Raw genomic sequence first — 24,368 nt, forward strand, 5'->3', positions numbered from 1 at the left:
TTATTTTGGGTCAGGAATGATAATTGTTGAGAGAGTCCGGCGACGACGTTCATCAGTAGGAGCATTTTTTGCAACCTCTAAAATGACCGAGGCCATTTTTTTAGTAAACACTGAAAATTCCTCATCACTTAAAAATAATGGTACCTGACGATAGCCTACTCCATCAGCCTCCAAATCTAATTCCTCTTGTTGGAGATATCGATCAAAACTTGATTGAATAGTGGCTAAAAAAGCTAAGAAATACTGCATATGATCCTCTTTCTTTGAGTCAGTTAGATCTTTTGCCGATAAGCTAGCTCCATTCTCTACCATAGTAAATACTTTTTCTTTTGTTCCACGCACTTGTCGCTCCTCGACAACCTTAATAATCCCTCCCTCAAGTAGTTTATTTAACTGTCGATATAACGTAGCCTGTGGAATATCAGGTAACAACTCCATGATCTGCTGTGTAGTGATATGGTTCTTACCTATTATTGTTTGGACAATACGAAAACGAACGGGATGAAGTAATAAATCTGCTTTTGTATTTTTCATAATTAACATCCTTATATTATCATTCTTAATAATGATAATATAATTAAAAATTACCTATGTCAATAGTATGGCAAGTTAAATACTAAATTTGTTGTTAAAAAGCAGATCACATTTCCAGCTTCTATCCCCACTGCTGATGTAGCCTGTAGATAAATAGGTGTTATCAATTAAAATACGTCCTTTATCAGAACGTATTTTAATTGATAACAAAATTCTACCTACCAAAGAAAAAATGGGTGACTAGTAGAATTATTATCAAAATGAAAAATACAACATTTAACACAAAGCAATTTGGTTCTTTACCCATTTTTATATTTATCACCTCATTTATAGGTTGATATAGTATATGGAAAAAAGTTTATATCCGTATGGACAAACATAAGAAAATAAAAAAAGCGTCCTAAAGACGCTAAAAAATTTGTGGTGTAAAAAGGATATAAAATTAGGATTATATTATTTTATGAACATGATTTTGATAGATAAATCTATCTTTTTCTCAAAACGAATTAAGAGATAAAATTCGCAGGATTTTTATAAAATTTGCAGGTGTAACTCACTTTTAATACCAAAAGGAGTGGTTTACACCCACGCTTTTTTAATAGATTAGTTTAAAATAGGCATTGATTGAGAACCAATCTAATCTTCGTACGTTATTGGAATCTATCCCAAGAAGCCTGCTGCAGCAAACCTTTGTTCAATGCAAGTTACCCACTATTTTAAGATTATAAAACTTTTGGTCAGCCTTTTTCCTCTAATTTATTTCACCAATTTTAATATCGTTTTAAAATGTGGATGGTCTGCTGTTTGCAGTAGCTCATATAAAATCATTTCTGTGCTTGTTGGTAATATACCAAGTGCCTGCATTTTTGTTAATCCGATATCCCTATTCACCTTTGTGCGTGAAGAAACCGCATCAGCAACGACCTCAACTTCAACTCCCTGCTCCTTTAGCTGTCTAGCAGTTTGATAGACACAAATATGAGTTTCAATTCCTGTAAGGATAAATTGCGTACGACCACTTGCTTTTACAGCCTCTTTAAATGCCTCATCATTGTATGCACTAAATGCCTTTTTGGCAATCGGCTGACCTTGCATATGCTGGGAAATTTCCAGTGATGTTCCTCCTAAAAGACTTGGAATCTGTTCAAGCCATAGAACAGGTACTTCTAGTGCCTTCATTGCTTGTACGAGCTTTGCAATATTTTGAATCAATGCTTCACTCTCATCAACAATTTTCGCTAACTTCCCCTGTACATCTATAACAACAAGACAAGCATTTTCTACTGTAAACATATAAACCCCCTTTATTAGTATTTAAAGTTAATTATTCGTATTTTTCTATGATATATATACAAACATAAAGTTAATCATCTTTCCTAACATAACATAAACATCATCATTATTCATTTTATCGAATTTATTTCCTTTCATTAAAAGCACCTCTTTTTTTATAATGCCCCCAATATTGAATATAATATTTATTTTTAACTGCTCCTTTAGTTGAATAAGAAAAGCCAACAAGAATAGCAGCTGATTGTTCAACTCAAGCACCAATTCTTTACGAATTAATGTTGGATTAGATAGGAAACATACTTTCGTTATAAAACGACCAAGGAGTTAAATCCCAGTAGATATTTTCTAAAGGAGTCGTTTAAAGTCATGAAAAAAATATTATCAATTTTCGTTGTAACAATTCTTTTGATACCCATAATGATATTTTCCGCTAAACATGTTAATGGGGAGAGTAAAGAACTCGTCTATATTCAAGTAAATTTATGGTCAAACGAACTTCGCGTAATAAAGAATAACAAAATCTATGCACTTATACCATTTCCCCAGGGACTGATAAATCCCCTACTCCTATCGGAACCTTTAAAATAATGAAAAAAAGCTGATCATGGGGAGGTGGATTTGGTTCAAGATGGTTAGGATTAAATGTTCCTTGGGGACAATATGGTATTCACGGAACAAATAAACCCATGCTTATAGGAAAAAATGTAAGCCATGGATGTATTCGCATGCGTAACAAAGATGTAGAAGCATTGTTTGAAATGATACCAGAAGGAACTACTGTTTATATTAAAGGTCCAATAACAGGAAAAGGTAAAGGAGTATTTGAATATTTGTCAGTGGGATCAAAGGGTAACTTAGTACAGCTTGTTCAAGAGAGATTAAAATTCACAGGGCTGTATAATGGAAAAGTAGATGGAATTTACGGATTAAACACTGAAATTGCAGTAAAAAAATTGCGAAAAAATAATCACTTGTCTGTAACTGGTGTTGTAAGTGAGTATGAATATAGATTGTTAGGATTATTGGAATGAAATATAATTGGAGTGCTAGTTTCCCAGATATTGTTAACCTAACCTTTAGCTCAATAATAAAAAGAGCTGCCGAAGCAACCCATTGTCAAACCTTTGCACACGTTAGCTGATAAGAAGAAATCAATTACTTTTCAAGTATGCTATTCCTGTTATGCTTATTTGGATGGAACATAAATGATTGGATAATAATTGCAATCCTTTTTTATTGTGATTTTTCACTAGTTCTAATACATTTCCCTTTAATGAATCAGTTTATAAATCAATCCATCTACCATATTCCGATACCCATTCCAATAGTTCTTCCTGTAATTTATCTGATATAGGGAACTCCTCTAAATCAAGATTCCAGCCACATTCGTTGCACCAAATAGGTCAGCCATAAAATCCGCTTCTAGTTTAAATGAATTAGTAAATTCGCATTTACAAACATCTTTTAACATCAAAAAGTCATCTTCCAAAAATACAATTTCCCCCAACAGGTTATTTAACTGTCCAGTTTGTGAAAAAGCGACTACTCTTATTGAACAATCGCACCCGTTACTTTAAGTACAGTATTTCACAATCTATATCTTCAAATTGAATTTATATTAAGTCAATTCACTTTAATTTTGTTTTTGAAAAACACCTTTATTTGAATTCAAGATACCATTTAGAAGATTTTTGAAACCTTTTATAAACATCATCTATCCATCCTGTACTTTGTTCTCTCTCCAAATGATTATTGGTTAAAATCCAATTAATAATCTCAATTAATTCTTCTTCTGAAAGTTTTCCCTGAATCGTTGCCATCTTGTCTAGCCACGACTTTTTAGGAGAACCACCCACAGCGTTATCTAACCAATTAATGCAATCTTTTTTTAATTCAAATGTATTAAAGTTTTTAACGTCACTTAAGATGTAATTTATAGCTTGGTAACACCCTTGATTGTTCACTACTTTATAATTACAAAGGTAAATTATAATATCCAAATTATCTGGTTTTATAACTGCTATAATTTTTTTGAAATCTTTTATGTTATGGTGAAACCCTCTTAGAGCATTTAATTCTAGAAGATATTTAAGGACTTTATTACGCATTAGAGAATCAGCCTTAATAAAAAATTTGCTTTGTTTTTCCATTTTCCAAATATAATCAAAGATGTCGGAGTTAGGACTAACTGATGTTCCTTTCAAATATGCCAAAAAAGATAAAAACTCTATCGGTTGAAATAAGGAGTTTGAAGTAAATACCTCATCAATATAACTTTTTATCTTCATATTTGAAGCATTTGTAACTGATGAAAATACACCTCCCCACATTAAGTCATACGTCTTAATAATACGACCTAAAAGGTATTTTGAAGTATTTCCATCTATATTACATATTATCTTTTTTAGGGACTTGTACACGATTTTAAATTCATCAATTTGTTCGTTCTCCATATCCATTTTTATATTAAGTTCAACCCAAGATTTCACCCAGTTATCAATAACGTCACGATTTACTTTTTCAAGTTCAAGGCTAGTAGCAAATTCGTATGCTTGTTCAATTTCCTTTTCCAAGTAACTTTTCAAGTCAATAAAAGACATATATTCACCTTCAAACTATTACTTTTTTATAATATAAAAATTCCCTATTTCTCTATCCTGCCCCGTCATTTGAATAAGAAAAATCGATCCTTTTTTATTGAAGAATCGCACCCGTTAGTTGAATAAGAAAAAAATTATACCAGTTGTTAATTTTCCATACATTTATCCCAATTAAAAGGCTTTAGTTGATACCTAACTGATTGCTTTTCATTTTCCGACATTACAACCCAAACTTTACCCATTTTATGCAATTCCTTTAGTACATTGTTTCCATCGATTCTTTTATAAAGGAAATATCCCTTTGTGCCTTCTAAACCATTTTCTAAGAATAATCTCCTTGAACCAATACTTGAGCCTACAAAAAAATGTTGTAATGATATTTTGTCAGAATGCTCGTCAAGGTTATCCCCTACTTTTAAATTTAAGTCATCGTGCGTAAATTCTTGATAACCTGATAAATCTAGATTATAGCTCTTAACAATATTCTTTAACACTTTTTTATCGAGCTCTTTACTCTTCTTTTCAAATTCTTGTATACATACACTTTTAGAAGGCTTTACTTTTCCTTTTGAATTGGCAAATACAGTTACGTTGTTTGTTCCAAAAATCATGATACTGAAAATAAGCAATAAAGAGAAAACCTTTTGGTTCATTTTTACTTCTCCCTAAAATAATATTTAAGGGTATTTTACCCGAAGCATTTACAACTATCCTTATTCAAGTAACCTGCCCCTTTAGTTTAAGTGAAGCACTTCACAAATAATCTTGGATAAGTAAATTACCGTAACAAAAACGACCGTTTTTGTTACGGTAGTTTAGCGATAAACTTTTGTTATTAACTGTTTTATGATAATAAAGTTAAAAACTCCAATCATCCTATTCCACAATTGTGCCAGATTGTTGAATAGGGGTTTACAAGAATAGCAAAATACCCTTCGAATAATAAGCCTTTGAGAGAGGCGATGGTTAGCTGAACATGATACAATGAATTTGAAAACCTTGTTAAAAAAAGACAAAATTACTAATTTAAGGAGGGGGTGGAATGTTTACATCAGTAAATGATTTCTTAAACGAATGGAAACAAGAAGCAGCTGTTACCCAAAAAGTGCTGGATGTGCTGACGGATGAATCGTTGAATCAGGAGGTTTCTCCAGGATTATACAGCATTGGAAGCCTGGCTTGGCACATTACTGGAGCAGCTTACTACTTTCCTTCACAGGTTGGATTAAAATTTGAGATTCCTGATCTTCAAAAAGAAGCACCGACATCAGCTGCTGAAATCAGCGAGACCTACAAAACAGTAAGTCAGCGGTTAACACAAGCATTTTCTGAACAGGTTTCAGAGGAAAAAATGAACAAAATGGTGAATTTATTTGGAATGGACATGCCAGTTCAAGCTGTTTTCCGTCTGCTAATTCAACATCAGGCTCATCATCGCGGACAATTGACTGTCCTTATGAGACAAGCCGACTTGAAAGTTCCTGGCGTATATGGTCCTAGCAAAGAAGAATGGGAAGCAATGAATGCTCAAAAGAGCTGATATCGTTGATATAAAAAAAGCCGGGGCCTGCCGGTTTTTTGTACAATAATTTCCACAGGAGGTAATAAAAAATGGCATTCACATCCAAAAATATCTTTATCAATTTATCAGTAAAAGACGTGAACAAGTCCACCAATTTTTTTAAGGAGCTAGGTTTTGAGTTCAACCCACAATTCTCCGATGAGACCACATCTTGTATGATCATCAGTGACAACATCTTTGCTATGATAATGATTGAAGAACGTTTCAAAGGATTTAGTAAGAAGGAAATTGTGGATACTACTACTTCTGCCGAAGCAATTCTCAGCTTTTCAGCTGAAAGTCGGGATCAAGTGGATGAGATAGTAAATAAGGCATTGTCATCTGGTGGTAAATCTTTTAGTGAGCCTCAAGATCATGGATTTATGTATATATGGGGGTTTCAGGATTTAGACGGTCATTTATGGGAAGTTGCTTATATAGATGAAAGTGCAATTAATCAAGAATAAACTTTAAGGTTTAAAGTCCAATCAAGTTTAATATTCTAAGGGATGATGCCTTAAAAGGTATCATCTTTTTATTTATTTTTTATCAGATTAGAATATGTGAAGTAATCCAAAACAGGATGGGGGTATGCATGTTAGAAGTATTAAACTTAAATATTGTAATCTTGACATTTCCTTATTGCGGGTGGTGACAGCTTCGCTGGTACTACCCCACTTTAGTGCAATAAGAAAAGCTACCAAAATGACAACTTGATCTGCAACTCTTGCACCCGTTACTTTAAGTGTAATGTTTCACAATCCTAATAAAAAAAGAAATTCGGACTATCTCTTTAAGGTTGCAACATAAAAACTTTGCACTGCAACTAAAATTATAAATACTAATAAGATAAAGAAAGAAATTGACCTCACTTTCTTTTTTAAAATATATTGTTCTATTCCATTTAAAAACATAGATATTGCAAGAATAATTCCTATAAATCCAGAGTAGAAAAAATTCACGGGATATGTCGTAAAAGAAAAAAATACGATAATTAACATTGGGATTGCCAATATTAACTGGGTAATTACAATAGGCTTTACTCTGTTCTTAAAAAAACGGTCACTTAATTTCATATCAGTAGTCTCCAATAAGTAAAAAATTTTAATAATTCCTCTTTATAGAGAATCTTATCATGAACTGTAACTGTAATCTTCATGAAAAATTCCCCAAAGGTTATTACACTAAACTGCCCCTTTAGCACAATAAGAAAACGGGACCGCCGCAGCCATCCCATCCTTAACATAAGCACCCTTTACTTTAAGTGAAATTGTTCACAAGGCATCTTATACTTCACACACCTATTCCTGCGAGGTACATTTTGATTTACAAAAAGTTACTTTACTTATTTTTCGGTGATTTTAGTAATAATAAACTTGACCTTTTCCAGTAATTGTATTAGAATTTTCAACAATAATAATTCACATATCTATTTAAGCAATGAAAAGGACATGAATCATTCTTCGTTTTTTCTTATCAGAGAACAGGGTCATTGGCTGAGAGCCCTGAAGAATAAAGGAATGGTTTACCACCTTGGAGCTATTATAGGGAAAATCAAAGTATCTATAATCGGTAAATCCGTTATCTTTTTGAGCATAAAGCATGCTTGGCAGTATGTTTTATGGAATTAGGGTGGCACCACGACCGCACTCGTCCCTTTTGTTGGGATGGGTGCGTTTTTTATTTTATACAAATTTATATTTAAGCGTTGAAAAGGACATGAATCATTCTTTGTTTTTTCTTATCAGAGAACAGGGTCATTGGCTGAAAGCCCTGAAGAAAAGTGAATGGTTTACCACCTTGGAGCTATTATGGGGAAAATCAAAGTATCTATAATCGGTAAATCCGTTATCTTTTTGAGCATAAGCATGCTTGGCAGTATGTTTTATGGAATTAGGGTGGCACCACGACCGCACTCGTCCCTTTTGTTGGGATGGGTGCGTTTTTTATTTTATACAAATTTATATTTAAGCGTTGAAAAGGACATGAATCATTCTTCGTTTTTTCTTATCAGAGAACAGGGTCATTGGCTGAAAGCCCTGAAGAAAAGTGAATGGTTTACCACCTTGGAGCTATTATGGGGAAAATCAAAGTATCTATAATCGGTAAATCCGTTATCTTTTTGAGCATAAAGCATGCTTGGCAGTATGTTTTATGGAATTAGGGTGGCACCACGACCGCACTCGTCCCTTTTGTTGGGATGGGTGCGGTCTTTTTTTATACAAATTAAAATCAGGAGGAATTAAAATGTCTAATCAATTGGAAGCCGAAAAAAGAAATCATAGAAAGTTAGGTCAAGAATTAGAACTGTTCACTTCATTAGAGGAGGCTCCAGGAATGCCCTTTTTCTTACCAAATGGAATGGTGATTCGCAATGAACTTGAAAATCTATGGAGAAAAAAACACAAAATGGCAGGGTATCAGGAAATTAAAACACCCATTATGATGAAACAGGAACTATGGGAACAATCCGGTCATTGGGATCATTATCATGAAAATATGTACTTCTCCAATGTGGATGAACAAAATTATGCGATTAAGCCAATGAATTGTCCTGGTGCTATATTAATTTTCAACAGTAAACGAAGAAGTTATCGAGAATTACCTATCCGTTTTGCAGAGCTTGGTTTAGTTCACAGGCATGAACTTTCTGGTTCTTTAAATGGACTTTTAAGAGTTCGTTCCTTTACGCAAGACGATGCACATCTATTTGTTCGAGTCGATCAGATTGAATCAGAAATTGATAAAGTTCTTGAGTTAGTTGATGAGTTTTACTCTCACTTTGGTTTTGACTATAAGGTAGAGCTTTCTACTCGACCAGAAGAATATATGGGTTCAGAAGAAATCTGGGATAAGGCTGAATTAGCGTTGGAATCTGTTTTGAAGAATAAAGGGGTTAACTACCAGATTAATCCTGGCGATGGGGCTTTTTATGGTCCGAAAATTGACTTTCATATTTTAGATTCACTCGGAAGAAGCTGGCAATGTGGTACTGTCCAATTGGATTTTCAAATGCCACAAAAGTTTAATTGTGCCTATGTAGGTGAAGATAATAAACTTCATCTTCCTGTTATGATTCATAGAGCCATATTTGGTTCAGTCGAGCGTTTTATGGCAATTTTAATTGAACATTTTGCTGGGGAATTCCCCCTATGGCTGTCACCTGTTCAAGCAAAAATTATACCTATTTCGGAATCACATGTTATTTATGCAAATGAAGTGAAATCGCAGATGCAAGCAGCAGGAATTCGTGTAGAAGTCGATTACAGGTCTGAGAAGATGGGATTGAAGATTAGAGAGGCTGAAACACAAAAGATTCCTTACATGCTTGTTATCGGGGATAAAGAAATAGAAAATCAATCCTTGGCATTAAGAAAGCGAAAAAAAGGAAACATTGGAGTTATGAGTATACAAGAAATTATTGAACGTTTCATTAATGAAATTAACCTAAGTAGATAATTACATTAAAAAAGCCCAAAAGGATTAAATTCCTTTTGGGCTCTCCTTTAAAATCTATCCTTGTTGAACTGACCGTTAAAGAGCAATCAAATTACTCTTCTGTTAATACTCTATCACCTTTATTGGTAGGTTGAGAAATTACCAAAAATTCAACATCCTTATTTGAGTCATTAATCATTTGGTGTGGTGTTAAAGGTGCTATTTCAACTCCCTCTTGAGGGTTCAAAATTACACGTTCACCATTGACTTCTAACGTGGCAGTGCCAGATAAAACAAAGAAAAATTGACGCGCTTGGTTGTGAAAATGCCTTACTTCTGAAGTGTTAACCGGCATCCGTTCGTGAATGACACTTAATTCTTTATTTTTTACTAGATGCCATCCATCACAAATATCTCCCCATATGTAATGTTCTGCGTTTTGTTTACTTATCTTCATACAAAATAACTCCTCTTGTTCTTTTTAATAAATTTTAAATCTCCAGGATATTTAGTACAATTAAATAACCTTATTGAATTAAACTCCACGTTAGCACAAGAAAAAAGCCACCAAGAATGGCAGCTGGATTTTCAACTCTCGCACCCGTTAGCTTAATAACTTTGATTTTGCGACTTGTCTTATGTAGTCCGTACCCCAAATACCTAAAGTAGGATATTTCCCCCATTCCTCTTTTGTTATAGGTCTTATTTCTTCCAACCCTTGCATTAATTTACAATATTCAGGTTGATAGCCTGTTTGTGAACGAAAATAATTAGGTTCAATAAAGTCTAATTCCAATGGACGGTACCCCATTAGCATTCCGTCTAACCCAGTTTCGTAAATTCAATTAATGTGTGCTACTCCTTGAATTAAAGTCTTCGTTCCTGCAATTGCTTTTGAAGTAGGAGGTACATTGTCTGACCAGTCCATCAAACCTGCGAGGAAAGTTTTTGTTGGATCTGCCATATATTTTCCAGTTACTTGAACAACTCTTCCACAAGCAAACTTGCCATTAAGTAAAGGAATTGCCCAAAATTGTCCAGGTATCAATTTTTTATTTGTCTTTGGTTTAAAAGGATATTTAATTCCCATATTTTTACTTCAATATCTATTTTTATTACATTATGTCACGCTTCTTCTTCAACAAACCTGCTTCGTTAGTGGAAGAACGTGTTTTTATATTTCATCACAAAAGCTAACGTCTATTTCAGAACATTGTTCTATTTCGTTATCATAAAAGATATATCCTAATCCTGAAAAAAACTTGTTACTTTTAACCTTGGCAATAACTGTCAATATATCCCCATTGTTAATCTTCTTGTTTGAAATTATTGTCTCAAAATTCTCCCCTATATCATCAACAATGTAATCAAATCCATATGTGCCTTTTACTTTCACATTTTTAGGGTTTTGATAAATTTCTAAAATCATATTTCACACCACCAAATAAATCTTGATTATTGAACTATCCTGCATCCGTTACTTGAATAAGAAAAAGGCTTTACCCCTTCTTGAAGTAAAGCACCCGTTGAGGAAGAAATTGGGAGAGATTAAATCATTTCTTTTCTAAACGTGGTATTTCTATTCCGAACACCGATGCTGCTCTTCTGACTTTCGCTCTATAACTACCAAACTCAGAGGTGTTGTGTAGATTCAAAAAAACTTCCTTTGACTTATTTAGATTCCCTGAATCAGCAAGTAAAGCAGCATAAGCAAAGTTACTTAATATCTCGTGATTTTTTTTCCTTTCGGACATTACACAATTTAAATCTTGGTACTTATGGAAAAACGGCAATATATAAAGTTCAATATGATGGTCTATTTCTAGCATTAATTGTTCCACCGATGTTTGGTGGTTTAAAACATACCAGGGATCTGTTCTTAAGCCTCTTAATTCTGAAATTCTTTTTCTAATAGCACAATCCACTTCTTTAGGGAAAGAGGGAGAGGGTTTATTCCAATCCAGTTCATAGGAAAGTGGGATGAATATTCCTGCGTTAAGGGTAAATTCAACATTCTCTTTTGTATTCCATTTATCTGATTGAACCTCTAAACACCATCCTAATCGATTCAGCGGTTTATAAAAATTTTTACCCTGTTTTTTAAATCCTTCGAGCTTTAATTTCTTATGAATAACTCCTGTAACTATTTCTTTTAACACTTCCTGCATTATCATCTTCTTGAAATCACCTTTTTCAATAAACTCTTATACAATTTTTTCTCTCCTGCAACGTTAAATAAGAAAAAACTGCTGTAAATGGCAGCAGTAATATCTTTAACTATTGCAACACGTTAGTTGAAGAACATCTCATCAATATCAAGTAATTGAAGAATGTCTCTCTCCAATGACAAAGCATCAAAATCTTTTTTTGCTTTCTTTCCCAATGACCTCACACAATCAATTATATTTTTAATTACCAATAATTTCTGTGTATTACTGTCACTATTGATAAATTTTTCGTAATCAATTCTTAGTCTATAATCCGCATCTTTTTCTTTCCTCTTGAATAGCTTTCTTTCCTTAAAAAAACCTGCTTCCTCAAGTTCTGGAGTTACAATGATTGGAATGACACTAATACTGGTTAATTCACTTCCATAATCTTTATTTCTTAGGGGTTTAAGCTTTTCTTCAATATCATTGCGAATCTCACGATATATTTCATCAATATCACCTTGAATTTCTCCACTCATAAAAATATCCATTTTTAACACCTCAAAAGTTTGTTAATTAAACATTTCTTTATTGGGTTTACTGAATCCTTCTTCCACTAACCTCCCTCTATATAGAAAGGAAAATCTCACGATTTCTCTTGTTTTCTCCAAATTTCGTAGTAGTTTGTTTTAAAGTCCATTTGAATATTGGAATTATAGTGTACTAAAGGATAATTTTGGGGACAAAGTGAAAAAGAAACTTATAGTTAACCAAACCAACCTTATCCAAAAGTTGGATAACTAGATAAAGTATGGTCGCACTGGTAGATCTCCACATTTCTCATGGAGGTCAACCCTCCCATTTCTCACAGAGTCCAAGCTCCAAAATTCCTTCGTCCAACCTTTCCATGAGGTGGATGTCAGTCATGCTGCCAGACAGGGTCCTTGCCCGTATTTTAGTTGATTTACTGACTAATCCGTGCTTCAAATGTCTAAAACAATAAAACTACTACTTAATGAATTTCACTAAAAGAAATTTAAGCTGCTATCTGTAATTCCGCCATATGAGGAATGTCCCTTAACATACGTTCTTCACTAAATTCACACTGCTTTTTACCGATGGTAAACAGAATTCGTATAAGCTTGTTACATATTGCAATCAACGATTGCATCTTTTTTAATGGATTATTTGGGCGTTTTGTAAAATACTCATGTAATGCTTTAAAAGCTTTATTTTTAGCGACCAAAGGCATTGCCACCCGAAAGAGGAGTGCTCTTAAAGTCTTCCTTCCTCTCTTGGTAATTTTGGTTTGTCCTTTGTGCTTTCCAGATGTATTTTCCTTCAGGCTCAGCCCAGCCAATTTGATAATCTGTCTAGGGTGGGTGTAGTTGCCTAAGTCTCCAACCTCCGCATAAAAGCCTGCAACCGTGTCTTTCCCTATTCCCTTAATCGCCAACATTTGTTCAACACCAGGAATTTGTTCAAGAAGTTTATCTATTTTAGATTCCAGTTCTTCGAACTTTTCCTTTATAAGCTCATATTTGTCTATTAACGTGCTTAGCTCTAATTTAGCCATACCCGAACCTTCACGAATGCCGATAGAATCAGTGGCAACCTGCTTTAGTTCTTTTATTCTACCGATTCCAACTGCACGTTTAACAGCTTTTCGAAGATGTATTAATATTTCTTGTTCCGAAAGGTTCACTAACTCATGAGGCAATAAATTTAGTTTTAATAATTGGATCGCCGACTTACCTTCCCAATCTTTAAATACCGTAAGGAATTCTGGAAAGTAGCGGTCTATCCAATTATGGACTTGCCCCTGAACTGCTTGAAGATCAACAGCTAGGAGATTACGTATTTTTCGAGCCACTCGAAGTTCTGCATAAACTCCATGCGGAATATTCGGTTCAGCATATCTCCCGTCTTTGACCAACTGTGCAATAACTCTTGCATCCTTTACATCATTTTTCGTTGGAGAATTATCATCCAGCTCTTTACTCTTCTTTACATGCATAGGATTTACAACTACAAATTTAATATTTTTTTCTTTAAGAAAGTGAGCTAAATTAAGCCAATAGTGACCTGTCGGCTCCATTCCTACAATCACTTTTTCCATTTTGTTTTGATCCATTAAATTTTTAATCCATTCTATGAAACAGTTAAAGCTAGAATTTGAATTTTCAAAGTAATAGGGTGCCGAAAATTCTAAACCTCTAAAGTCTTGAGCTCTTGCCACATGCTTGTATTTAGCAATATCAACACCTATAATTAATGTTTGAGAAGTAATTTGAGCAATCTTTTCATTTTGGTTATAATTCATTTAAATAGCCTCCTGGTAATTTGTTTGTGTCCTTTTTGCCGCCAAGCTTTGGACACTCATATCTTACCAAGGGGCTTTTTTATATTCAAACCTCATATTTCTTCATTACAGGAATGCTGCCATTTAGTTGAATAAAGAAAAAGCCGCCAGTAATAATGGCAGCTGATTGTTTAACTCAAGCACCCGTTAGCTGAATATACAAAGGTGTATTTCACTGCTCGTTGTAGAATAGCATTATTCCTCATCTACAAAGTCAATCATCACTCCAACAACCTTTTTTGAAATGTTATATTTTACTTTCACCTCGTACATTCCGTCACCATAACCAGACATTGAAACCGCACCATCTGAGACAACTCCCCTCTGTGCATCTGAAGCAACTACCTCATCAAACTGGATGGCTTCGTTTCTACCAAATGTTTTAAAATCAAAAATTCCTGCTTGTGCAGAGTCAACCCCAATCTGTTTATCGCAAACATGCCATTTTCCACTTGGTTTCTTTTCCCCATAAAATACATATAAGTTTTTAACAACTTCATCAGGAGTATAAGAAATGGAAGCTGTCCAGTTACCATTTTTCACATTTAAAAGTACGATTTGCAATTCAGCTTCTTCATCCACTTTATAGTACGGGTCAGTAACAATTAGCTTTCCACTTTCAACCATAAAAGTGCCAAGTATATTAGGCTTATTAGTATTCACTTTCGGCACATGCCAATCAATAAATTCACTTAATGATAAAGACGCATATTTGCCTAACCCAGTTTTGTCATTCCAAGTATAAATTAGTTCCTGCATAAATCTTTTCCTAATTCGATAGCAAAGTTTGTCACCACTCATTTTTTCACCAATACAAACCAAATCACTCGGTAGATTTTTGGGTCTGTTCTGATTTTGTTTTACTATATCAATTGTTAATGCCGATTGTTCATTAGTTTGAATAGGGAACAAAGTCCAATCGCCAAATTTTGCTCCATTCGTTTCTAAAAAAAGTTCCTTGTATTCATCTGGAAAAATAGCACCAAGTGCTTTTTCTGTTCTTTTCAATTCAACTAACGACACGCCAGCCACTTTCGAACTTGGATTAATCATGTTTATTACTTTCTTCATCTCTTCCTCCATGTTACTAACGGATTACTTTGTCATACTACATTTAAATTAACTATGAATTTTTTCGATATTTATTATAAAAAACCCTCTATTTATTCAATAAAATAAAGGATTTCTTCTTCAACTAAGCTGCCCCGTTACTTGAAAAAGAAAAAAGCGATTGCTCTTATTGAACAATCGCACCCGTTACTTTAAGTACATTCCTTTACAATCTTGCTTATTTCTTTTTTCGCCTAAAAAGAGAAAAAGCTACCATTATTAATCCAATTATTATAGCTGGCGTTGCATTCAAAAAATCAACTCCAATCGTCTCTTTAAATGTCAGATGATTTTTGAGTAAAGTACCTGTTCGTAATAATGAAAAATCACAATTGACCAAAAATGCTAAGAATCAGAATTAATAAGTAAAAAATTCCTATAAATATTACACATCCAACAACAAAGTTATTTCGCTTTTTAATTGGATTAAAATGTTCTTTTAAATCCTTGATTGGGTGTTCTTCTTTTTTCAAAGTATCTGAACTTGCAGAACGTACAAATCCTAAGATAGCAAAAATGAAACCAATTGTCCCTAAAGTAATGCTACTTATAGTATGAGTTAGACGCAAAATAATGGCTACCAACGCTATTAATGGTACTAGAACAAGAAAAAAATATTCTTTTATTTTCATTATGTATCACCAAATTTTTTATAAATTTTAACAAACATTAGTCTAGTGAATAATTGAATTTTACATTACCAAATGGTTTTTACAACTGGAAATTGAACCCTTAATTTAAATTGCTTATTGAACAATCCTGCCACGCTACTTCAATAAAAAAAGCCGCCGAGAATGGCAGCTGATCTTTATCTCTTGCACCCGTTAGTTGAACAAGAACGCTTCTTTTCTACCAATAATTTTACTCCAACATTTAAAATAACAATTACTTACTGTAAAATGTTCTTACTAAGACTCACAAAAAGGTGGCTACTTACAATGAGTTCAGTTAAAAGTGAATTTAAATTCCATGAAAATTTAAATTGTATTGAGATTGAAGAAAATAGATTAGATGAATATGTAGAATATATAAATAATAATAGAATCGACAAAATATTGATAAGTTCTGAATTATACCGCTTGAATCATGTGAACTTTTTAAAGGATTGTCCATCTCTTGAGCATGTTCATTTTCTTTATACAAGAATCAGTGATTTTTCTGGGTTATACCATTTAAGCAATTTAAAGTATCTGTATGCTGACGAGCCAGAAGGAATTTTAGACGTTTCTTATTTTAAGAATCTGGAGGATTTACAGGTAAACGACTCAAAATTTTTGGTCGGAGTTGACAAATGCTATAATCTAAAAAAACTTTATTTAACAAAATATAAACCTAAAACCAAGAACCTAATTGAACTGAGTGAGCTAACCTCTTTAGAAGAAATAATTTTATGTTTGCCTAATATTGTATCATTAAACGGGATAAAGCATTTACAAAAATTAAACTACCTTGAACTATATAGAGCATCAAAGCTTGAAAGTATTGAAGAACTAGATGGCATTAAGAATTGTCTTATTGATTTAAGGTTTGAAACCTGTAAAAAAATACAAAACCCTGATGCAGTATCTTGTCTTCAAAAACTAGAAACCCTAAAGTTTATTAATTGTGGTGAAATCGATAATATTCGTTTTATTATGCAAATGCCAAATTTAAAGCAATTTATGTTTAGAGACACTAACATTGTAGACGGAGACCTTTCACCTTGTATAGGACTCGAATACTCTGGTTTTTTTGATAAAAAACATTATAGTCATACTTTTAAAGAATTAAATGATGAAAAGTATTGGTAATCGGAGCTTAGATTTCTCTAGCTCCTTTTTTTGTCAGAAAAGTAATGCCTTTATTCCACTAAATGCCACGTTAGTTGAAGAAGAAAATAAAATCTTTATTTTATAAATAAAAAAGAGAGCCTTAGCTCTCCAACAATCGGTTAACTTTCTGAATCTCCCCTTCAAATAACCTCATGTCCAACTCGTAATCATCATGACCATCAAATGAATCCAACATATCTTTTTCTTGATGTAATGTTATCAAATACTGCTCCAATGAAAACCCACCACTTTGGATTGTATTTTCAAACACAACTTTAAATCTGCTCATTTATTTCACCTCGACAGATAGTATTTCCAATACAATAAATGAAATTCGTATTTTATTACCAAATATAAAAAGGACCATTTAGGTCCTTATGGCTTCTTCAACTAAAGCACACGTTAGTTCAAGAAGGAAGTTAGTTTCTTTTCCTATTTAATAGCTTTTTGACTTCTTTCTCTATGGTTACAATTAAAGCAACCTTACTTAAGTTTGAAATATTATCTCCATATCGAAAATCATCTATCATTTCACTAATGTTGTACCATTCTTCTAGACCATCGCAATTATCAAGTTCACGAACTATTTCATAAATCTTATAAGCTAAATCAATTGCACTATTTTCTTCTTCAAGTATCCTTTTTGCTAACTTCTGAATGTAATATTCAGCACACTCTTCAAAAGTAGGTTCTTGCATTTTTAATTCCCTTAACGCCCTTTTAAAATAATCTTCTACCTCAAAAATATTGAGTGGTTCACTTAGAGATGAAAGTATGTTCAAAGAAAACGAATCAAAATTATTTTCCAACATCTTTAACGCCCAATTTATATAATCAATAGGGTCAACTTCATCTTGATGTATTTTATAAAACAAAATTGGAGTTTCCATATTTTCATCTCTTTCTTAACTATCATTAATAAGAAGCTAATAGTCCTCATCGTTCCTGTTAAATATTTCGGCAGTTAGAATCAACAATCCTTCTTCAAGTAACCTGCCTGCCACTTTAGCACAATAAAAAACAGGAAAGCAGCAGCCATCCCGTTATCACGAATCATTTTTCTTTCTTTTTATATTTATTACTTTGTAATGCAAGGAAAAGCCAAATTAGAACGAGAGTAGTTACATTAGTAGTTTTATACTCAATGAGGTGCCCAATAATCACAGAAACAATATCTGTACCTACGTTTACTAAAATCGATAGGATAACCATAAGTAGAATTAAGTGAAGAAACAACTTGGCAAACCTAATATTTGAATTTTTTAGGAAGAAGTTAGCCATAAAAACCTCCAAACACAACGAAGATATAAACAATTTTACTATAATAGCCTGTTCTTACATATGGAAATATAAGACTTTATTATCCCCGTACTTCTTAAAAAACCTGCCCCTTTAGTGCAATAAGAAAAGCTGCCAAAATGACAGCTTTATATGCAACTCTTGCACCCGTTAGCTTAATAAGAATTTGTACTTACCGAGTAAAATGTTCTTTAAAAATCTGTTTAAAATAAGGCTTAAAATCAATTTCAATCATTTGTTGAGAGTCCTCATTAACAACTGTTAATAGCACGCTTGAATGATCTTTCTTATCTGCTGTAATTTCAAATTTATCAACCCGTTTTAGGTCCAAAAGTGATAACAATCTATTTGAAGCACGCTGAGTTACTTGTATTTTCACTTCACCATAAGAGGGAGAAAGTGTAACAATAAAATCTTCTTCTCCATTAGAAAATCGGTATGTTGCTTTATTATAATAAAATGGCAAGTCTTTCGAAGTGCTATCTAATAACGTTGGTTCACATTCAAATAACGAAAGAAAGTCGTTTTCTTCTGGAAATATAGCCATTTTCCCATCACCTTTTTTATCACTATTTTAACAGGTTCTTGTTCAACAAAAATGACAGTTTGATCTGCAACTCTTGCACCCGTTAGTTGAGTAAGGACTTTTTTCTATATCTACTCACAAAAGCTAACATCAATTTCAGAACATTGTTCTATTTCATAATCATAAAAGATATATCCAAATCCTGAAATAAACTTTTTACTTTTTACCTTTGCAATAACTGTCAATATATCACCAGTGTTAATCTTTTTGTTAGAGATTATTGCTTCAAAATTCTCACCTATATCATCAACAATGTAATCAAAACGATAAGTACCATTTACTTTTACATTTTTGGGGTTTTGATATATTTCTACAATCATATTTCAAACCACCTAATAAATATCTTTACGTTTTGGTTATTAAACTATTCTCCCTCTATATAGAAAGGAAAATCTCACGATTTCTCTTGTTTTCTCCAAATTTCGTAGTAGTTTGTTTTAAAGTCCATTTGAATATTGGAATTATAGTGTACTAAAGGATAATTTTGGGGACAAAGTGAAAAAGAAACTTATAGTTAACCAAACCAACCTTATCCAAAAGTTGGATAACTAGATAAAGTATGGTCGCACTGGTAGATCTCCACATTTCTCATGGAGGTCAACCCTCCCATTTCTCACAGAGTCCAAGCTCCAAAATTCCTTCGTCCAACCTTTCCATGAGGTGGATGTCAGTCATGCTGCCAGACAGGGTCCTTGCCCGTATTTTAGTTGATTTACTGACTAATCCGTGCTTCAAATGTCTAAAACAATAAAACTACTACTTAATGAATTTCACTAAAAGAAATTTAAGCTGCTATCTGTAATTCCGCCATATGAGGAATGTCCCTTAACATACGTTCTTCACTAAATTCACACTGCTTTTTACCGATGGTAAACAGAATTCGTATAAGCTTGTTACATATTGCAATCAACGATTGCATCTTTTTTAATGGATTATTTGGGCGTTTTGTAAAATACTCATGTAATGCTTTAAAAGCTTTATTTTTAGCGACCAAAGGCATTGCCACCCGAAAGAGGAGTGCTCTTAAAGTCTTCCTTCCTCTCTTGGTAATTTTGGTTTGTCCTTTGTGCTTTCCAGATGTATTTTCCTTCAGGCTCAGCCCAGCCAATTTGATAATCTGTCTAGGGTGGGTGTAGTTGCCTAAGTCTCCAACCTCCGCATAAAAGCCTGCAACCGTGTCTTTCCCTATTCCCTTAATCGCCAACATTTGTTCAACACCAGGAATTTGTTCAAGAAGTTTATCTATTTTAGATTCCAGTTCTTCGAACTTTTCCTTTATAAGCTCATATTTGTCTATTAACGTGCTTAGCTCTAATTTAGCCATACCCGAACCTTCACGAATGCCGATAGAATCAGTGGCAACCTGCTTTAGTTCTTTTATTCTACCGATTCCAACTGCACGTTTAACAGCTTTTCGAAGATGTATTAATATTTCTTGTTCCGAAAGGTTCACTAACTCATGAGGCAATAAATTTAGTTTTAATAATTGGATCGCCGACTTACCTTCCCAATCTTTAAATACCGTAAGGAATTCTGGAAAGTAGCGGTCTATCCAATTATGGACTTGCCCCTGAACTGCTTGAAGATCAACAGCTAGGAGATTACGTATTTTTCGAGCCACTCGAAGTTCTGCATAAACTCCATGCGGAATATTCGGTTCAGCATATCTCCCGTCTTTGACCAACTGTGCAATAACTCTTGCATCCTTTACATCATTTTTCGTTGGAGAATTATCATCCAGCTCTTTACTCTTCTTTACATGCATAGGATTTACAACTACAAATTTAATATTTTTTTCTTTAAGAAAGTGAGCTAAATTAAGCCAATAGTGACCTGTCGGCTCCATTCCTACAATCACTTTTTCCATTTTGTTTTGATCCATTAAATTTTTAATCCATTCTATGAAACAGTTAAAGCTAGAATTTGAATTTTCAAAGTAATAGGGTGCCGAAAATTCTAAACCTCTAAAGTCTTGAGCTCTTGCCACATGCTTGTATTTAGCAATATCAACACCTATAATTAATGTTTGAGAAGTAATTTGAGCAATCTTTTCATTTTGGTTATAATTCATTTAAATAGCCTCCTGGTAATTTGTTTGTGTCCTTTTTGCCGCCAAGCTTTGGACACTCATATCTTACCAAGGGGCTTTTTTATATTCAAACCTCATATTTCTTCATTACAGGAATGCTGCCAGTTAATTCAACAAGAAAATGACCGCCGCAGCGATCATCATCTTTAACAAAAGCACTCGTTTGTTGAAGATGACTAAATCAAATAATGTGTTTCTTGTACAGAAATCACTTCAACTTCCGAACAGTAAAAATTGAGTGTGCTATTTTCATAATCGGTTACTTCATAATTCTTATTTTCCCAACCTAAATCTCTAATATCGTGAATATCAAGGTATATTTGGTGAAATCGACCACCACTCTCAAAGTTAATACTCTCAGGATTAGAAAAGCGAAATCGGGTAATATATTGTTTTCCGTAACCTCAATAATAAAATCAATATCCAGTGAGGAAGTACCTTCTAAAAATTCACTTTTAAAACTTAAAAAGAATCCAACAATAAACTTTATATCTTGAAGCGTAAAATCTTTCGCTTGTTCCATTATAAGTTCAATATTTTTAATCAATTTAATCACCTCGCACAAGCAATTACTTTATAATTCCACGAAGAAACCGCTTTTCCTTCTTCAGCTAAACTGCTTCGTTTGTTGAATAAGAAATGGGATTGCCGCAGCAACCCCACTGTTAAACTCAAGCACCACGTTCAACAAGATATTATCAATGAATAAGTTTTATCATTCAGTCCTTCTTTTTAAGAATTAAGACAATTAATAAAAAAAGTACCGGCCATGGTAATGCCCCAACAAATATATTATCATCTAGAATGTAAATGCCATTGGCACGAAGAATTGAACGAATAACAATAGAAAAAATCATAGCAATAAATACAGAAATCATGGTTTTTTTTAAGGTCATAAAGTTAGCCCCCCGATATTTAAGTAAAGCAGCCGTTCAATAAGGGATTATGGTTTTTGCTTTGTTTTTCTAAATAACAAATAAGTAAATAACGGCATTGCTATGACCATGAATTCATCATTTTTCATGAACAAACGATACAATCCATATCCCCAAAGTAAAACAAGAAAAATAATATCATATATAATAACGGATTTTTTATATTTCATTTGGATTTCTTTTCCCCCTTAATAAACCTGCCACGTTTGTTGAATAAGAAATGGGATTGTCGCAGCAACCCCACTGTTAAACTCAAGCACCCGTTTGTTGAAGAAGGAATAATTATTTTTCGGCTAATGGTTTCCAATTTATATCTCTTGCTTCTTCCATAGTAGGTTTTCTTACATTTTTTATAAATCTTTCTTCAACTGCCCCGAACTTCAAAAAATTCTTTTGACTATCTCTTAATGATAAGTCATTTGCACCACCCCAAAAATCAACATCTTTTGCTTGAACATAATCATCGTGCCAAAAACATACTTTACATATAATGTCTGTCCCAGGAGGTTCCTCATCTAAAGTCTTATAACCGCAACAAGGGCAGGGATACTTTTTCATTTATCTTCACCTCTTCAATACTAATCGTTAATTAATATTATCATAGCTTTTTCACAGAACTGCTTCCGTTTGCACAATAAGAAAAAGCTGTCGTAACGACAGCCCTGTTCTTCAACTCTTGCACCCAGTTAGTGCAATAAGACATTTCCTTTAGTTATTAATCAATTTAACTAAATACGGTTCTAATGCAATAAAATGTGGCATCCAGCAGTCTGAATTTTCTGTTCCAATTTCGTGGTTATTGATGCAAACCCTGTTTATACCATCTAAGCCGTCATAACCACAACAACCATTTAGTCTGCTTTCATCTGGGTGATAGTTTGAATTAATTAAATCCTTTAGATTTATAATAATGGTCCCTTTTGTTCCAATATCTTCTTCACCTTCATCAACTATAAAAAATCCTTCAGGGATATAAGCTTCACCATCATTATTGTTAAGTAATGATAAGTCATCCAATTCCGTAACTGGTTTTGAAATTTCTACATTACACTTTTGGCAAATTATCTTCATCAATAAGGACACCCCGATAACTAGACATTTAATTTAAATATAACACAATTCCAAATGTTCCTTGTTTAACTAATCTGAAACGTTACTTCAATAAGAAAAATGCGTCTCCACTTATTGTAGAAACGCACCCGGTAGCTGAATAAGGTTACTGTATTTTTATTGCTTTAGAAATACAAGTTATTTCGTCTCCAGACTGCAACAATATTTCAGTTCTTATCTGTTTATCTGAGTGCTTTTTAAATTCAATTGAATAAACAGAATGGCTTCTTCCCCACGGTTCAACCATTGGAACGTGAAATTTAGATGCTTCAATAAAGAACAACCAAATTTCTTTTGGGTTAGCATCTTGAGTTCCTACTTTTATTAAGTGTATTAGTATTTCTTTATTCTTATAATTAACGACTATATTTTGAAGTACATCATCGTGAAAATTTAGGTTTTTTAATTCCTCAAAATTAGTTATTGAATAAATTTCCACTTGGCCCCCCCTTTATTTATCAATTTCCATTATAAAAATGATAGCACATTTTACCATTTCCTTCTTCAACTAACCTGCCCTTTAGTTGAAGTAGAAAAAAGACCGCCGCAGCGATCTTCATCTTCAACTCTTGCTACCCGTTAGCTGAATAAGGCAATATCATTTTTCCTTATTACTAAAACGATAAATCCAACCATCCTCCGTGTGCAATTCACCTGTGAGTCCGTCACTTATCTCGGCAATGTTTTCTTTTTTGTTTCCGTCATATACCATAAGTTCCAATGCTTCATCTTGTTCTAATGTCCACAATAAATGGTGTAGTGTGGTATCAACAATTTTAGGCACAATCTTCCTTATCAGTTCTTTTTCGTTATCAGATAATGAATTATAATTTCTTTCGCTTTCTTCATCTTTCATTTTTCCATCAATAATTCTTTCCCAGTCGTCAATAGCTTCATCACGCACTTTGTTCATTAAAATTTCGCCAAAAAAATCAAGGCTTTTTTCGCCCATTAAAATCGTCCCTTTCTAACCTCTTAATACCTTAAATTATAACATTCCTTGTTAAACTATCCTGACCATTAGTGGAACAAGAAAAAAAAGCCACAGCAGCGACTCTTTTGTTTAACTCAAGCACCCGTTAACCCGTTAGTTGAAGAACAAATTTGATATTAATTCTTTTAAAATATGTAAAAATAATACAAAAAAATAACAATTACCCAAATTAATATCATCAGTAACGAATTATAAAGTTTCTTTTTATCCCCTGTTTTAATTGAGAGGATTGAACGAAAAATCCCTATGAAAATTCCAATAATAGCCATAAGTAACAACATCGTTTACCGCCTAATTCTTTCATTTTGAAATAACATTCTTTAACTCTTGCACCCGATAGTTTAAGTGCAATATTTCACAATCTTGATTTAGAAATAAGAAAAATGGCGACTCTCTTCTTGATAAATTAAATTTTCATTTGCTAACCATTTCTGTTTTAAAAAGTTTAATTTTTTTTACTTTTTCTTGGCGTTTTTTTGAGCTTTTCATTTCTATT

Annotated in this window: 32 protein-coding genes and 3 other annotated features; of the genes, 5 read left to right on the forward strand and 27 right to left on the reverse strand. The window is 33.2% G+C overall.

Features of this window, described 5'->3' with window-relative positions; translation table 11 throughout:
- The gene (locus tag AC3ANV_RS13495; protein WP_488314069.1) at nucleotides 1-534 is read right to left on the reverse strand and encodes a helix-turn-helix domain-containing protein; all 534 of its coding nucleotides are present in this window, start codon (nucleotides 532-534) and stop codon (nucleotides 1-3) included.
- 756 nt (nucleotides 535-1,290) lie between these two features.
- The gene (locus tag AC3ANV_RS13500; RefSeq protein ID WP_488314070.1) at nucleotides 1,291-1,827 is read right to left on the reverse strand and encodes an isochorismatase family protein; all 537 of its coding nucleotides are present in this window, start codon (nucleotides 1,825-1,827) and stop codon (nucleotides 1,291-1,293) included.
- Nucleotides 1,828-2,513: 686 nt separating this feature from the next.
- Between AC3ANV_RS13500 and AC3ANV_RS13505 the strand changes: the two genes are divergently transcribed.
- Nucleotides 2,514-2,858, forward strand: coding sequence for a L,D-transpeptidase family protein (locus tag AC3ANV_RS13505; RefSeq protein WP_488314071.1), 345 nt, complete (start codon nucleotides 2,514-2,516; stop codon nucleotides 2,856-2,858).
- A gap of 252 nt (nucleotides 2,859-3,110) precedes the next feature.
- Here AC3ANV_RS13505 and AC3ANV_RS13510 read toward each other — a convergent pair whose 3' ends face one another.
- The 3 genes from AC3ANV_RS13510 to AC3ANV_RS13520 form a co-directional block, all read right to left on the reverse strand.
- Nucleotides 3,111-3,227, reverse strand: coding sequence for a hypothetical protein (locus tag AC3ANV_RS13510; RefSeq protein WP_488314211.1), 117 nt, complete (start codon nucleotides 3,225-3,227; stop codon nucleotides 3,111-3,113).
- A 258-nt stretch (nucleotides 3,228-3,485) separates the two neighbouring features.
- Complete coding sequence (locus AC3ANV_RS13515; RefSeq protein ID WP_488314072.1) at nucleotides 3,486-4,427, reverse strand: hypothetical protein; 942 nt, start codon at nucleotides 4,425-4,427, stop codon at nucleotides 3,486-3,488.
- Nucleotides 4,428-4,573: 146 nt separating this feature from the next.
- A complete protein-coding gene (locus AC3ANV_RS13520; protein WP_488314073.1) occupies nucleotides 4,574-5,080 on the reverse strand; it encodes a hypothetical protein in 507 nt (168 codons plus the stop codon).
- Between the two features lie 389 nt (nucleotides 5,081-5,469).
- Between AC3ANV_RS13520 and AC3ANV_RS13525 the strand changes: the two genes are divergently transcribed.
- Both AC3ANV_RS13525 and AC3ANV_RS13530 read left to right on the forward strand, forming a co-directional pair.
- The gene (locus tag AC3ANV_RS13525; RefSeq protein WP_488314074.1) at nucleotides 5,470-5,967 is read left to right on the forward strand and encodes a DinB family protein; all 498 of its coding nucleotides are present in this window, start codon (nucleotides 5,470-5,472) and stop codon (nucleotides 5,965-5,967) included.
- Between the two features lie 71 nt (nucleotides 5,968-6,038).
- Nucleotides 6,039-6,455, forward strand: a complete 417-nt coding sequence (locus AC3ANV_RS13530) for a VOC family protein (protein WP_488314075.1) — start codon at nucleotides 6,039-6,041, stop codon at nucleotides 6,453-6,455.
- A 318-nt stretch (nucleotides 6,456-6,773) separates the two neighbouring features.
- Here the strand turns inward: AC3ANV_RS13530 and AC3ANV_RS13535 are convergent, their stop codons facing one another.
- A complete protein-coding gene (locus AC3ANV_RS13535) occupies nucleotides 6,774-7,064 on the reverse strand; it encodes a hypothetical protein (protein ID WP_488314076.1) in 291 nt (96 codons plus the stop codon).
- Nucleotides 7,065-7,419: 355 nt separating this feature from the next.
- Nucleotides 7,420-7,649: a binding site (T-box leader), on the forward strand.
- A 38-nt stretch (nucleotides 7,650-7,687) separates the two neighbouring features.
- Nucleotides 7,688-7,915 (forward strand) — a binding site (T-box leader).
- Between the two features lie 38 nt (nucleotides 7,916-7,953).
- Nucleotides 7,954-8,182 (forward strand) — a binding site (T-box leader).
- Nucleotides 8,183-8,235: 53 nt separating this feature from the next.
- On the opposite strand from AC3ANV_RS13535, the gene thrS reads away from it, so the two are divergent.
- Nucleotides 8,236-9,447 carry a threonine--tRNA ligase gene (thrS, locus tag AC3ANV_RS13540; protein ID WP_488314077.1) on the forward strand — a complete coding sequence of 404 codons (1,212 nt, stop codon included), beginning with the start codon at nucleotides 8,236-8,238 and terminating at the stop codon, nucleotides 9,445-9,447.
- A gap of 91 nt (nucleotides 9,448-9,538) precedes the next feature.
- Here thrS and AC3ANV_RS13545 read toward each other — a convergent pair whose 3' ends face one another.
- The 9 genes from AC3ANV_RS13545 to AC3ANV_RS13585 all read right to left on the reverse strand — a co-directional run bounded on the left by AC3ANV_RS13545 (nucleotide 9,539) and on the right by AC3ANV_RS13585 (nucleotide 15,680).
- On the reverse strand, nucleotides 9,539-9,883 hold the full coding sequence (locus AC3ANV_RS13545) for a cupin domain-containing protein (RefSeq protein WP_488314078.1): 345 nt from the start codon (nucleotides 9,881-9,883) through the stop codon (nucleotides 9,539-9,541).
- A 147-nt stretch (nucleotides 9,884-10,030) separates the two neighbouring features.
- Entirely contained in the window at nucleotides 10,031-10,222 is a 192-nt protein-coding gene (locus tag AC3ANV_RS13550) for a hypothetical protein (protein ID WP_488314079.1), read from the reverse strand.
- A 45-nt stretch (nucleotides 10,223-10,267) separates the two neighbouring features.
- Nucleotides 10,268-10,516 carry an Imm26 family immunity protein gene (locus AC3ANV_RS13555; RefSeq protein ID WP_488314080.1) on the reverse strand — a complete coding sequence of 83 codons (249 nt, stop codon included), beginning with the start codon at nucleotides 10,514-10,516 and terminating at the stop codon, nucleotides 10,268-10,270.
- An 84-nt stretch (nucleotides 10,517-10,600) separates the two neighbouring features.
- Nucleotides 10,601-10,855, reverse strand: a complete 255-nt coding sequence (locus tag AC3ANV_RS13560) for a hypothetical protein (protein WP_488314081.1) — start codon at nucleotides 10,853-10,855, stop codon at nucleotides 10,601-10,603.
- Between the two features lie 124 nt (nucleotides 10,856-10,979).
- On the reverse strand, nucleotides 10,980-11,600 hold the full coding sequence (locus AC3ANV_RS13565) for a DUF4304 domain-containing protein (protein ID WP_488314082.1): 621 nt from the start codon (nucleotides 11,598-11,600) through the stop codon (nucleotides 10,980-10,982).
- Between the two features lie 116 nt (nucleotides 11,601-11,716).
- A complete protein-coding gene (locus AC3ANV_RS13570; protein WP_488314083.1) occupies nucleotides 11,717-12,127 on the reverse strand; it encodes an Imm44 family immunity protein in 411 nt (136 codons plus the stop codon).
- 485 nt (nucleotides 12,128-12,612) lie between these two features.
- Nucleotides 12,613-13,899 (reverse strand): IS110 family RNA-guided transposase, encoded by a 1,287-nt coding sequence (locus AC3ANV_RS13575; protein ID WP_307414353.1) that lies wholly within the window; start codon nucleotides 13,897-13,899, stop codon nucleotides 12,613-12,615.
- A 234-nt stretch (nucleotides 13,900-14,133) separates the two neighbouring features.
- Entirely contained in the window at nucleotides 14,134-15,009 is an 876-nt protein-coding gene (locus tag AC3ANV_RS13580; RefSeq protein WP_488314084.1) for an SMI1/KNR4 family protein, read from the reverse strand.
- 365 nt (nucleotides 15,010-15,374) lie between these two features.
- On the reverse strand, nucleotides 15,375-15,680 hold the full coding sequence (locus AC3ANV_RS13585; protein ID WP_488314085.1) for a hypothetical protein: 306 nt from the start codon (nucleotides 15,678-15,680) through the stop codon (nucleotides 15,375-15,377).
- A gap of 306 nt (nucleotides 15,681-15,986) precedes the next feature.
- Between AC3ANV_RS13585 and AC3ANV_RS13590 the strand changes: the two genes are divergently transcribed.
- The gene (locus AC3ANV_RS13590) at nucleotides 15,987-16,838 is read left to right on the forward strand and encodes a leucine-rich repeat domain-containing protein (RefSeq protein ID WP_488314086.1); all 852 of its coding nucleotides are present in this window, start codon (nucleotides 15,987-15,989) and stop codon (nucleotides 16,836-16,838) included.
- A gap of 121 nt (nucleotides 16,839-16,959) precedes the next feature.
- On the opposite strand, the gene AC3ANV_RS13595 is transcribed toward AC3ANV_RS13590, so the two are convergent.
- The 12 genes from AC3ANV_RS13595 to AC3ANV_RS13650 form a co-directional block, all read right to left on the reverse strand.
- Nucleotides 16,960-17,148 carry a hypothetical protein gene (locus AC3ANV_RS13595; RefSeq protein ID WP_088087141.1) on the reverse strand — a complete coding sequence of 63 codons (189 nt, stop codon included), beginning with the start codon at nucleotides 17,146-17,148 and terminating at the stop codon, nucleotides 16,960-16,962.
- A gap of 130 nt (nucleotides 17,149-17,278) precedes the next feature.
- The gene (locus tag AC3ANV_RS13600; protein ID WP_488314087.1) at nucleotides 17,279-17,749 is read right to left on the reverse strand and encodes a hypothetical protein; all 471 of its coding nucleotides are present in this window, start codon (nucleotides 17,747-17,749) and stop codon (nucleotides 17,279-17,281) included.
- A 581-nt stretch (nucleotides 17,750-18,330) separates the two neighbouring features.
- The gene (locus tag AC3ANV_RS13605; RefSeq protein WP_488314088.1) at nucleotides 18,331-18,705 is read right to left on the reverse strand and encodes a hypothetical protein; all 375 of its coding nucleotides are present in this window, start codon (nucleotides 18,703-18,705) and stop codon (nucleotides 18,331-18,333) included.
- Nucleotides 18,706-18,815: 110 nt separating this feature from the next.
- Complete coding sequence (locus tag AC3ANV_RS13610) at nucleotides 18,816-19,064, reverse strand: hypothetical protein (protein ID WP_488314089.1); 249 nt, start codon at nucleotides 19,062-19,064, stop codon at nucleotides 18,816-18,818.
- A gap of 464 nt (nucleotides 19,065-19,528) precedes the next feature.
- Nucleotides 19,529-20,815, reverse strand: coding sequence for an IS110 family RNA-guided transposase (locus tag AC3ANV_RS13615; RefSeq protein WP_307414353.1), 1,287 nt, complete (start codon nucleotides 20,813-20,815; stop codon nucleotides 19,529-19,531).
- Nucleotides 20,816-21,009: 194 nt separating this feature from the next.
- Nucleotides 21,010-21,219 (reverse strand): hypothetical protein, encoded by a 210-nt coding sequence (locus AC3ANV_RS13620; protein WP_488314212.1) that lies wholly within the window; start codon nucleotides 21,217-21,219, stop codon nucleotides 21,010-21,012.
- On the reverse strand, nucleotides 21,120-21,380 hold the full coding sequence (locus tag AC3ANV_RS13625) for a hypothetical protein (RefSeq protein ID WP_488314090.1): 261 nt from the start codon (nucleotides 21,378-21,380) through the stop codon (nucleotides 21,120-21,122). The genes AC3ANV_RS13620 and AC3ANV_RS13625 overlap by 100 nt, the downstream gene beginning before the upstream one ends.
- A 172-nt stretch (nucleotides 21,381-21,552) precedes the next feature.
- Complete coding sequence (locus AC3ANV_RS13630) at nucleotides 21,553-21,729, reverse strand: hypothetical protein (RefSeq protein WP_488314091.1); 177 nt, start codon at nucleotides 21,727-21,729, stop codon at nucleotides 21,553-21,555.
- A 321-nt stretch (nucleotides 21,730-22,050) separates the two neighbouring features.
- On the reverse strand, nucleotides 22,051-22,326 hold the full coding sequence (locus AC3ANV_RS13635; RefSeq protein ID WP_488314092.1) for a CPCC family cysteine-rich protein: 276 nt from the start codon (nucleotides 22,324-22,326) through the stop codon (nucleotides 22,051-22,053).
- A gap of 150 nt (nucleotides 22,327-22,476) precedes the next feature.
- A complete protein-coding gene (locus AC3ANV_RS13640) occupies nucleotides 22,477-22,839 on the reverse strand; it encodes a hypothetical protein (protein WP_488314213.1) in 363 nt (120 codons plus the stop codon).
- A gap of 145 nt (nucleotides 22,840-22,984) precedes the next feature.
- On the reverse strand, nucleotides 22,985-23,317 hold the full coding sequence (locus AC3ANV_RS13645; protein ID WP_488314093.1) for a hypothetical protein: 333 nt from the start codon (nucleotides 23,315-23,317) through the stop codon (nucleotides 22,985-22,987).
- Nucleotides 23,318-23,476: 159 nt separating this feature from the next.
- Entirely contained in the window at nucleotides 23,477-23,830 is a 354-nt protein-coding gene (locus AC3ANV_RS13650; protein WP_488314094.1) for an epimerase, read from the reverse strand.
- Nucleotides 23,831-24,368: the final 538 nt, after the last annotated feature.

The organism is Neobacillus sp. DFD-2R, from assembly GCF_057747865.1.

Coding starts and splice junctions, on each gene's coding strand:
- AC3ANV_RS13495 (WP_488314069.1), bottom strand. CDS start 534: ATGAAAAATACAAAAGCAGATTTATTACTTCATCCCGTTCGTTTTCGT.
- AC3ANV_RS13500 (WP_488314070.1), bottom strand. CDS start 1,827: ATGTTTACAGTAGAAAATGCTTGTCTTGTTGTTATAGATGTACAGGGG.
- AC3ANV_RS13505 (WP_488314071.1), top strand. CDS start 2,514: ATGCTTATAGGAAAAAATGTAAGCCATGGATGTATTCGCATGCGTAAC.
- AC3ANV_RS13515 (WP_488314072.1), bottom strand. CDS start 4,427: ATGTCTTTTATTGACTTGAAAAGTTACTTGGAAAAGGAAATTGAACAA.
- AC3ANV_RS13520 (WP_488314073.1), bottom strand. CDS start 5,080: ATGAACCAAAAGGTTTTCTCTTTATTGCTTATTTTCAGTATCATGATT.
- AC3ANV_RS13525 (WP_488314074.1), top strand. CDS start 5,470: ATGTTTACATCAGTAAATGATTTCTTAAACGAATGGAAACAAGAAGCA.
- AC3ANV_RS13530 (WP_488314075.1), top strand. CDS start 6,039: ATGGCATTCACATCCAAAAATATCTTTATCAATTTATCAGTAAAAGAC.
- AC3ANV_RS13535 (WP_488314076.1), bottom strand. CDS start 7,064: ATGAAATTAAGTGACCGTTTTTTTAAGAACAGAGTAAAGCCTATTGTA.
- thrS (WP_488314077.1), top strand. CDS start 8,236: ATGTCTAATCAATTGGAAGCCGAAAAAAGAAATCATAGAAAGTTAGGT.
- AC3ANV_RS13545 (WP_488314078.1), bottom strand. CDS start 9,883: ATGAAGATAAGTAAACAAAACGCAGAACATTACATATGGGGAGATATT.
- AC3ANV_RS13555 (WP_488314080.1), bottom strand. CDS start 10,516: ATGGGAATTAAATATCCTTTTAAACCAAAGACAAATAAAAAATTGATA.
- AC3ANV_RS13560 (WP_488314081.1), bottom strand. CDS start 10,855: ATGATTTTAGAAATTTATCAAAACCCTAAAAATGTGAAAGTAAAAGGC.
- AC3ANV_RS13565 (WP_488314082.1), bottom strand. CDS start 11,600: ATGATAATGCAGGAAGTGTTAAAAGAAATAGTTACAGGAGTTATTCAT.
- AC3ANV_RS13570 (WP_488314083.1), bottom strand. CDS start 12,127: ATGGATATTTTTATGAGTGGAGAAATTCAAGGTGATATTGATGAAATA.
- AC3ANV_RS13575 (WP_307414353.1), bottom strand. CDS start 13,899: ATGAATTATAACCAAAATGAAAAGATTGCTCAAATTACTTCTCAAACA.
- AC3ANV_RS13580 (WP_488314084.1), bottom strand. CDS start 15,009: ATGAAGAAAGTAATAAACATGATTAATCCAAGTTCGAAAGTGGCTGGC.
- AC3ANV_RS13585 (WP_488314085.1), bottom strand. CDS start 15,680: ATGAAAATAAAAGAATATTTTTTTCTTGTTCTAGTACCATTAATAGCG.
- AC3ANV_RS13590 (WP_488314086.1), top strand. CDS start 15,987: ATGAGTTCAGTTAAAAGTGAATTTAAATTCCATGAAAATTTAAATTGT.
- AC3ANV_RS13595 (WP_088087141.1), bottom strand. CDS start 17,148: ATGAGCAGATTTAAAGTTGTGTTTGAAAATACAATCCAAAGTGGTGGG.
- AC3ANV_RS13600 (WP_488314087.1), bottom strand. CDS start 17,749: ATGGAAACTCCAATTTTGTTTTATAAAATACATCAAGATGAAGTTGAC.
- AC3ANV_RS13605 (WP_488314088.1), bottom strand. CDS start 18,705: ATGGCTATATTTCCAGAAGAAAACGACTTTCTTTCGTTATTTGAATGT.
- AC3ANV_RS13610 (WP_488314089.1), bottom strand. CDS start 19,064: ATGATTGTAGAAATATATCAAAACCCCAAAAATGTAAAAGTAAATGGT.
- AC3ANV_RS13615 (WP_307414353.1), bottom strand. CDS start 20,815: ATGAATTATAACCAAAATGAAAAGATTGCTCAAATTACTTCTCAAACA.
- AC3ANV_RS13630 (WP_488314091.1), bottom strand. CDS start 21,729: ATGACCTTAAAAAAAACCATGATTTCTGTATTTATTGCTATGATTTTT.
- AC3ANV_RS13635 (WP_488314092.1), bottom strand. CDS start 22,326: ATGAAAAAGTATCCCTGCCCTTGTTGCGGTTATAAGACTTTAGATGAG.
- AC3ANV_RS13640 (WP_488314213.1), bottom strand. CDS start 22,839: ATGAAGATAATTTGCCAAAAGTGTAATGTAGAAATTTCAAAACCAGTT.
- AC3ANV_RS13650 (WP_488314094.1), bottom strand. CDS start 23,830: ATGGGCGAAAAAAGCCTTGATTTTTTTGGCGAAATTTTAATGAACAAA.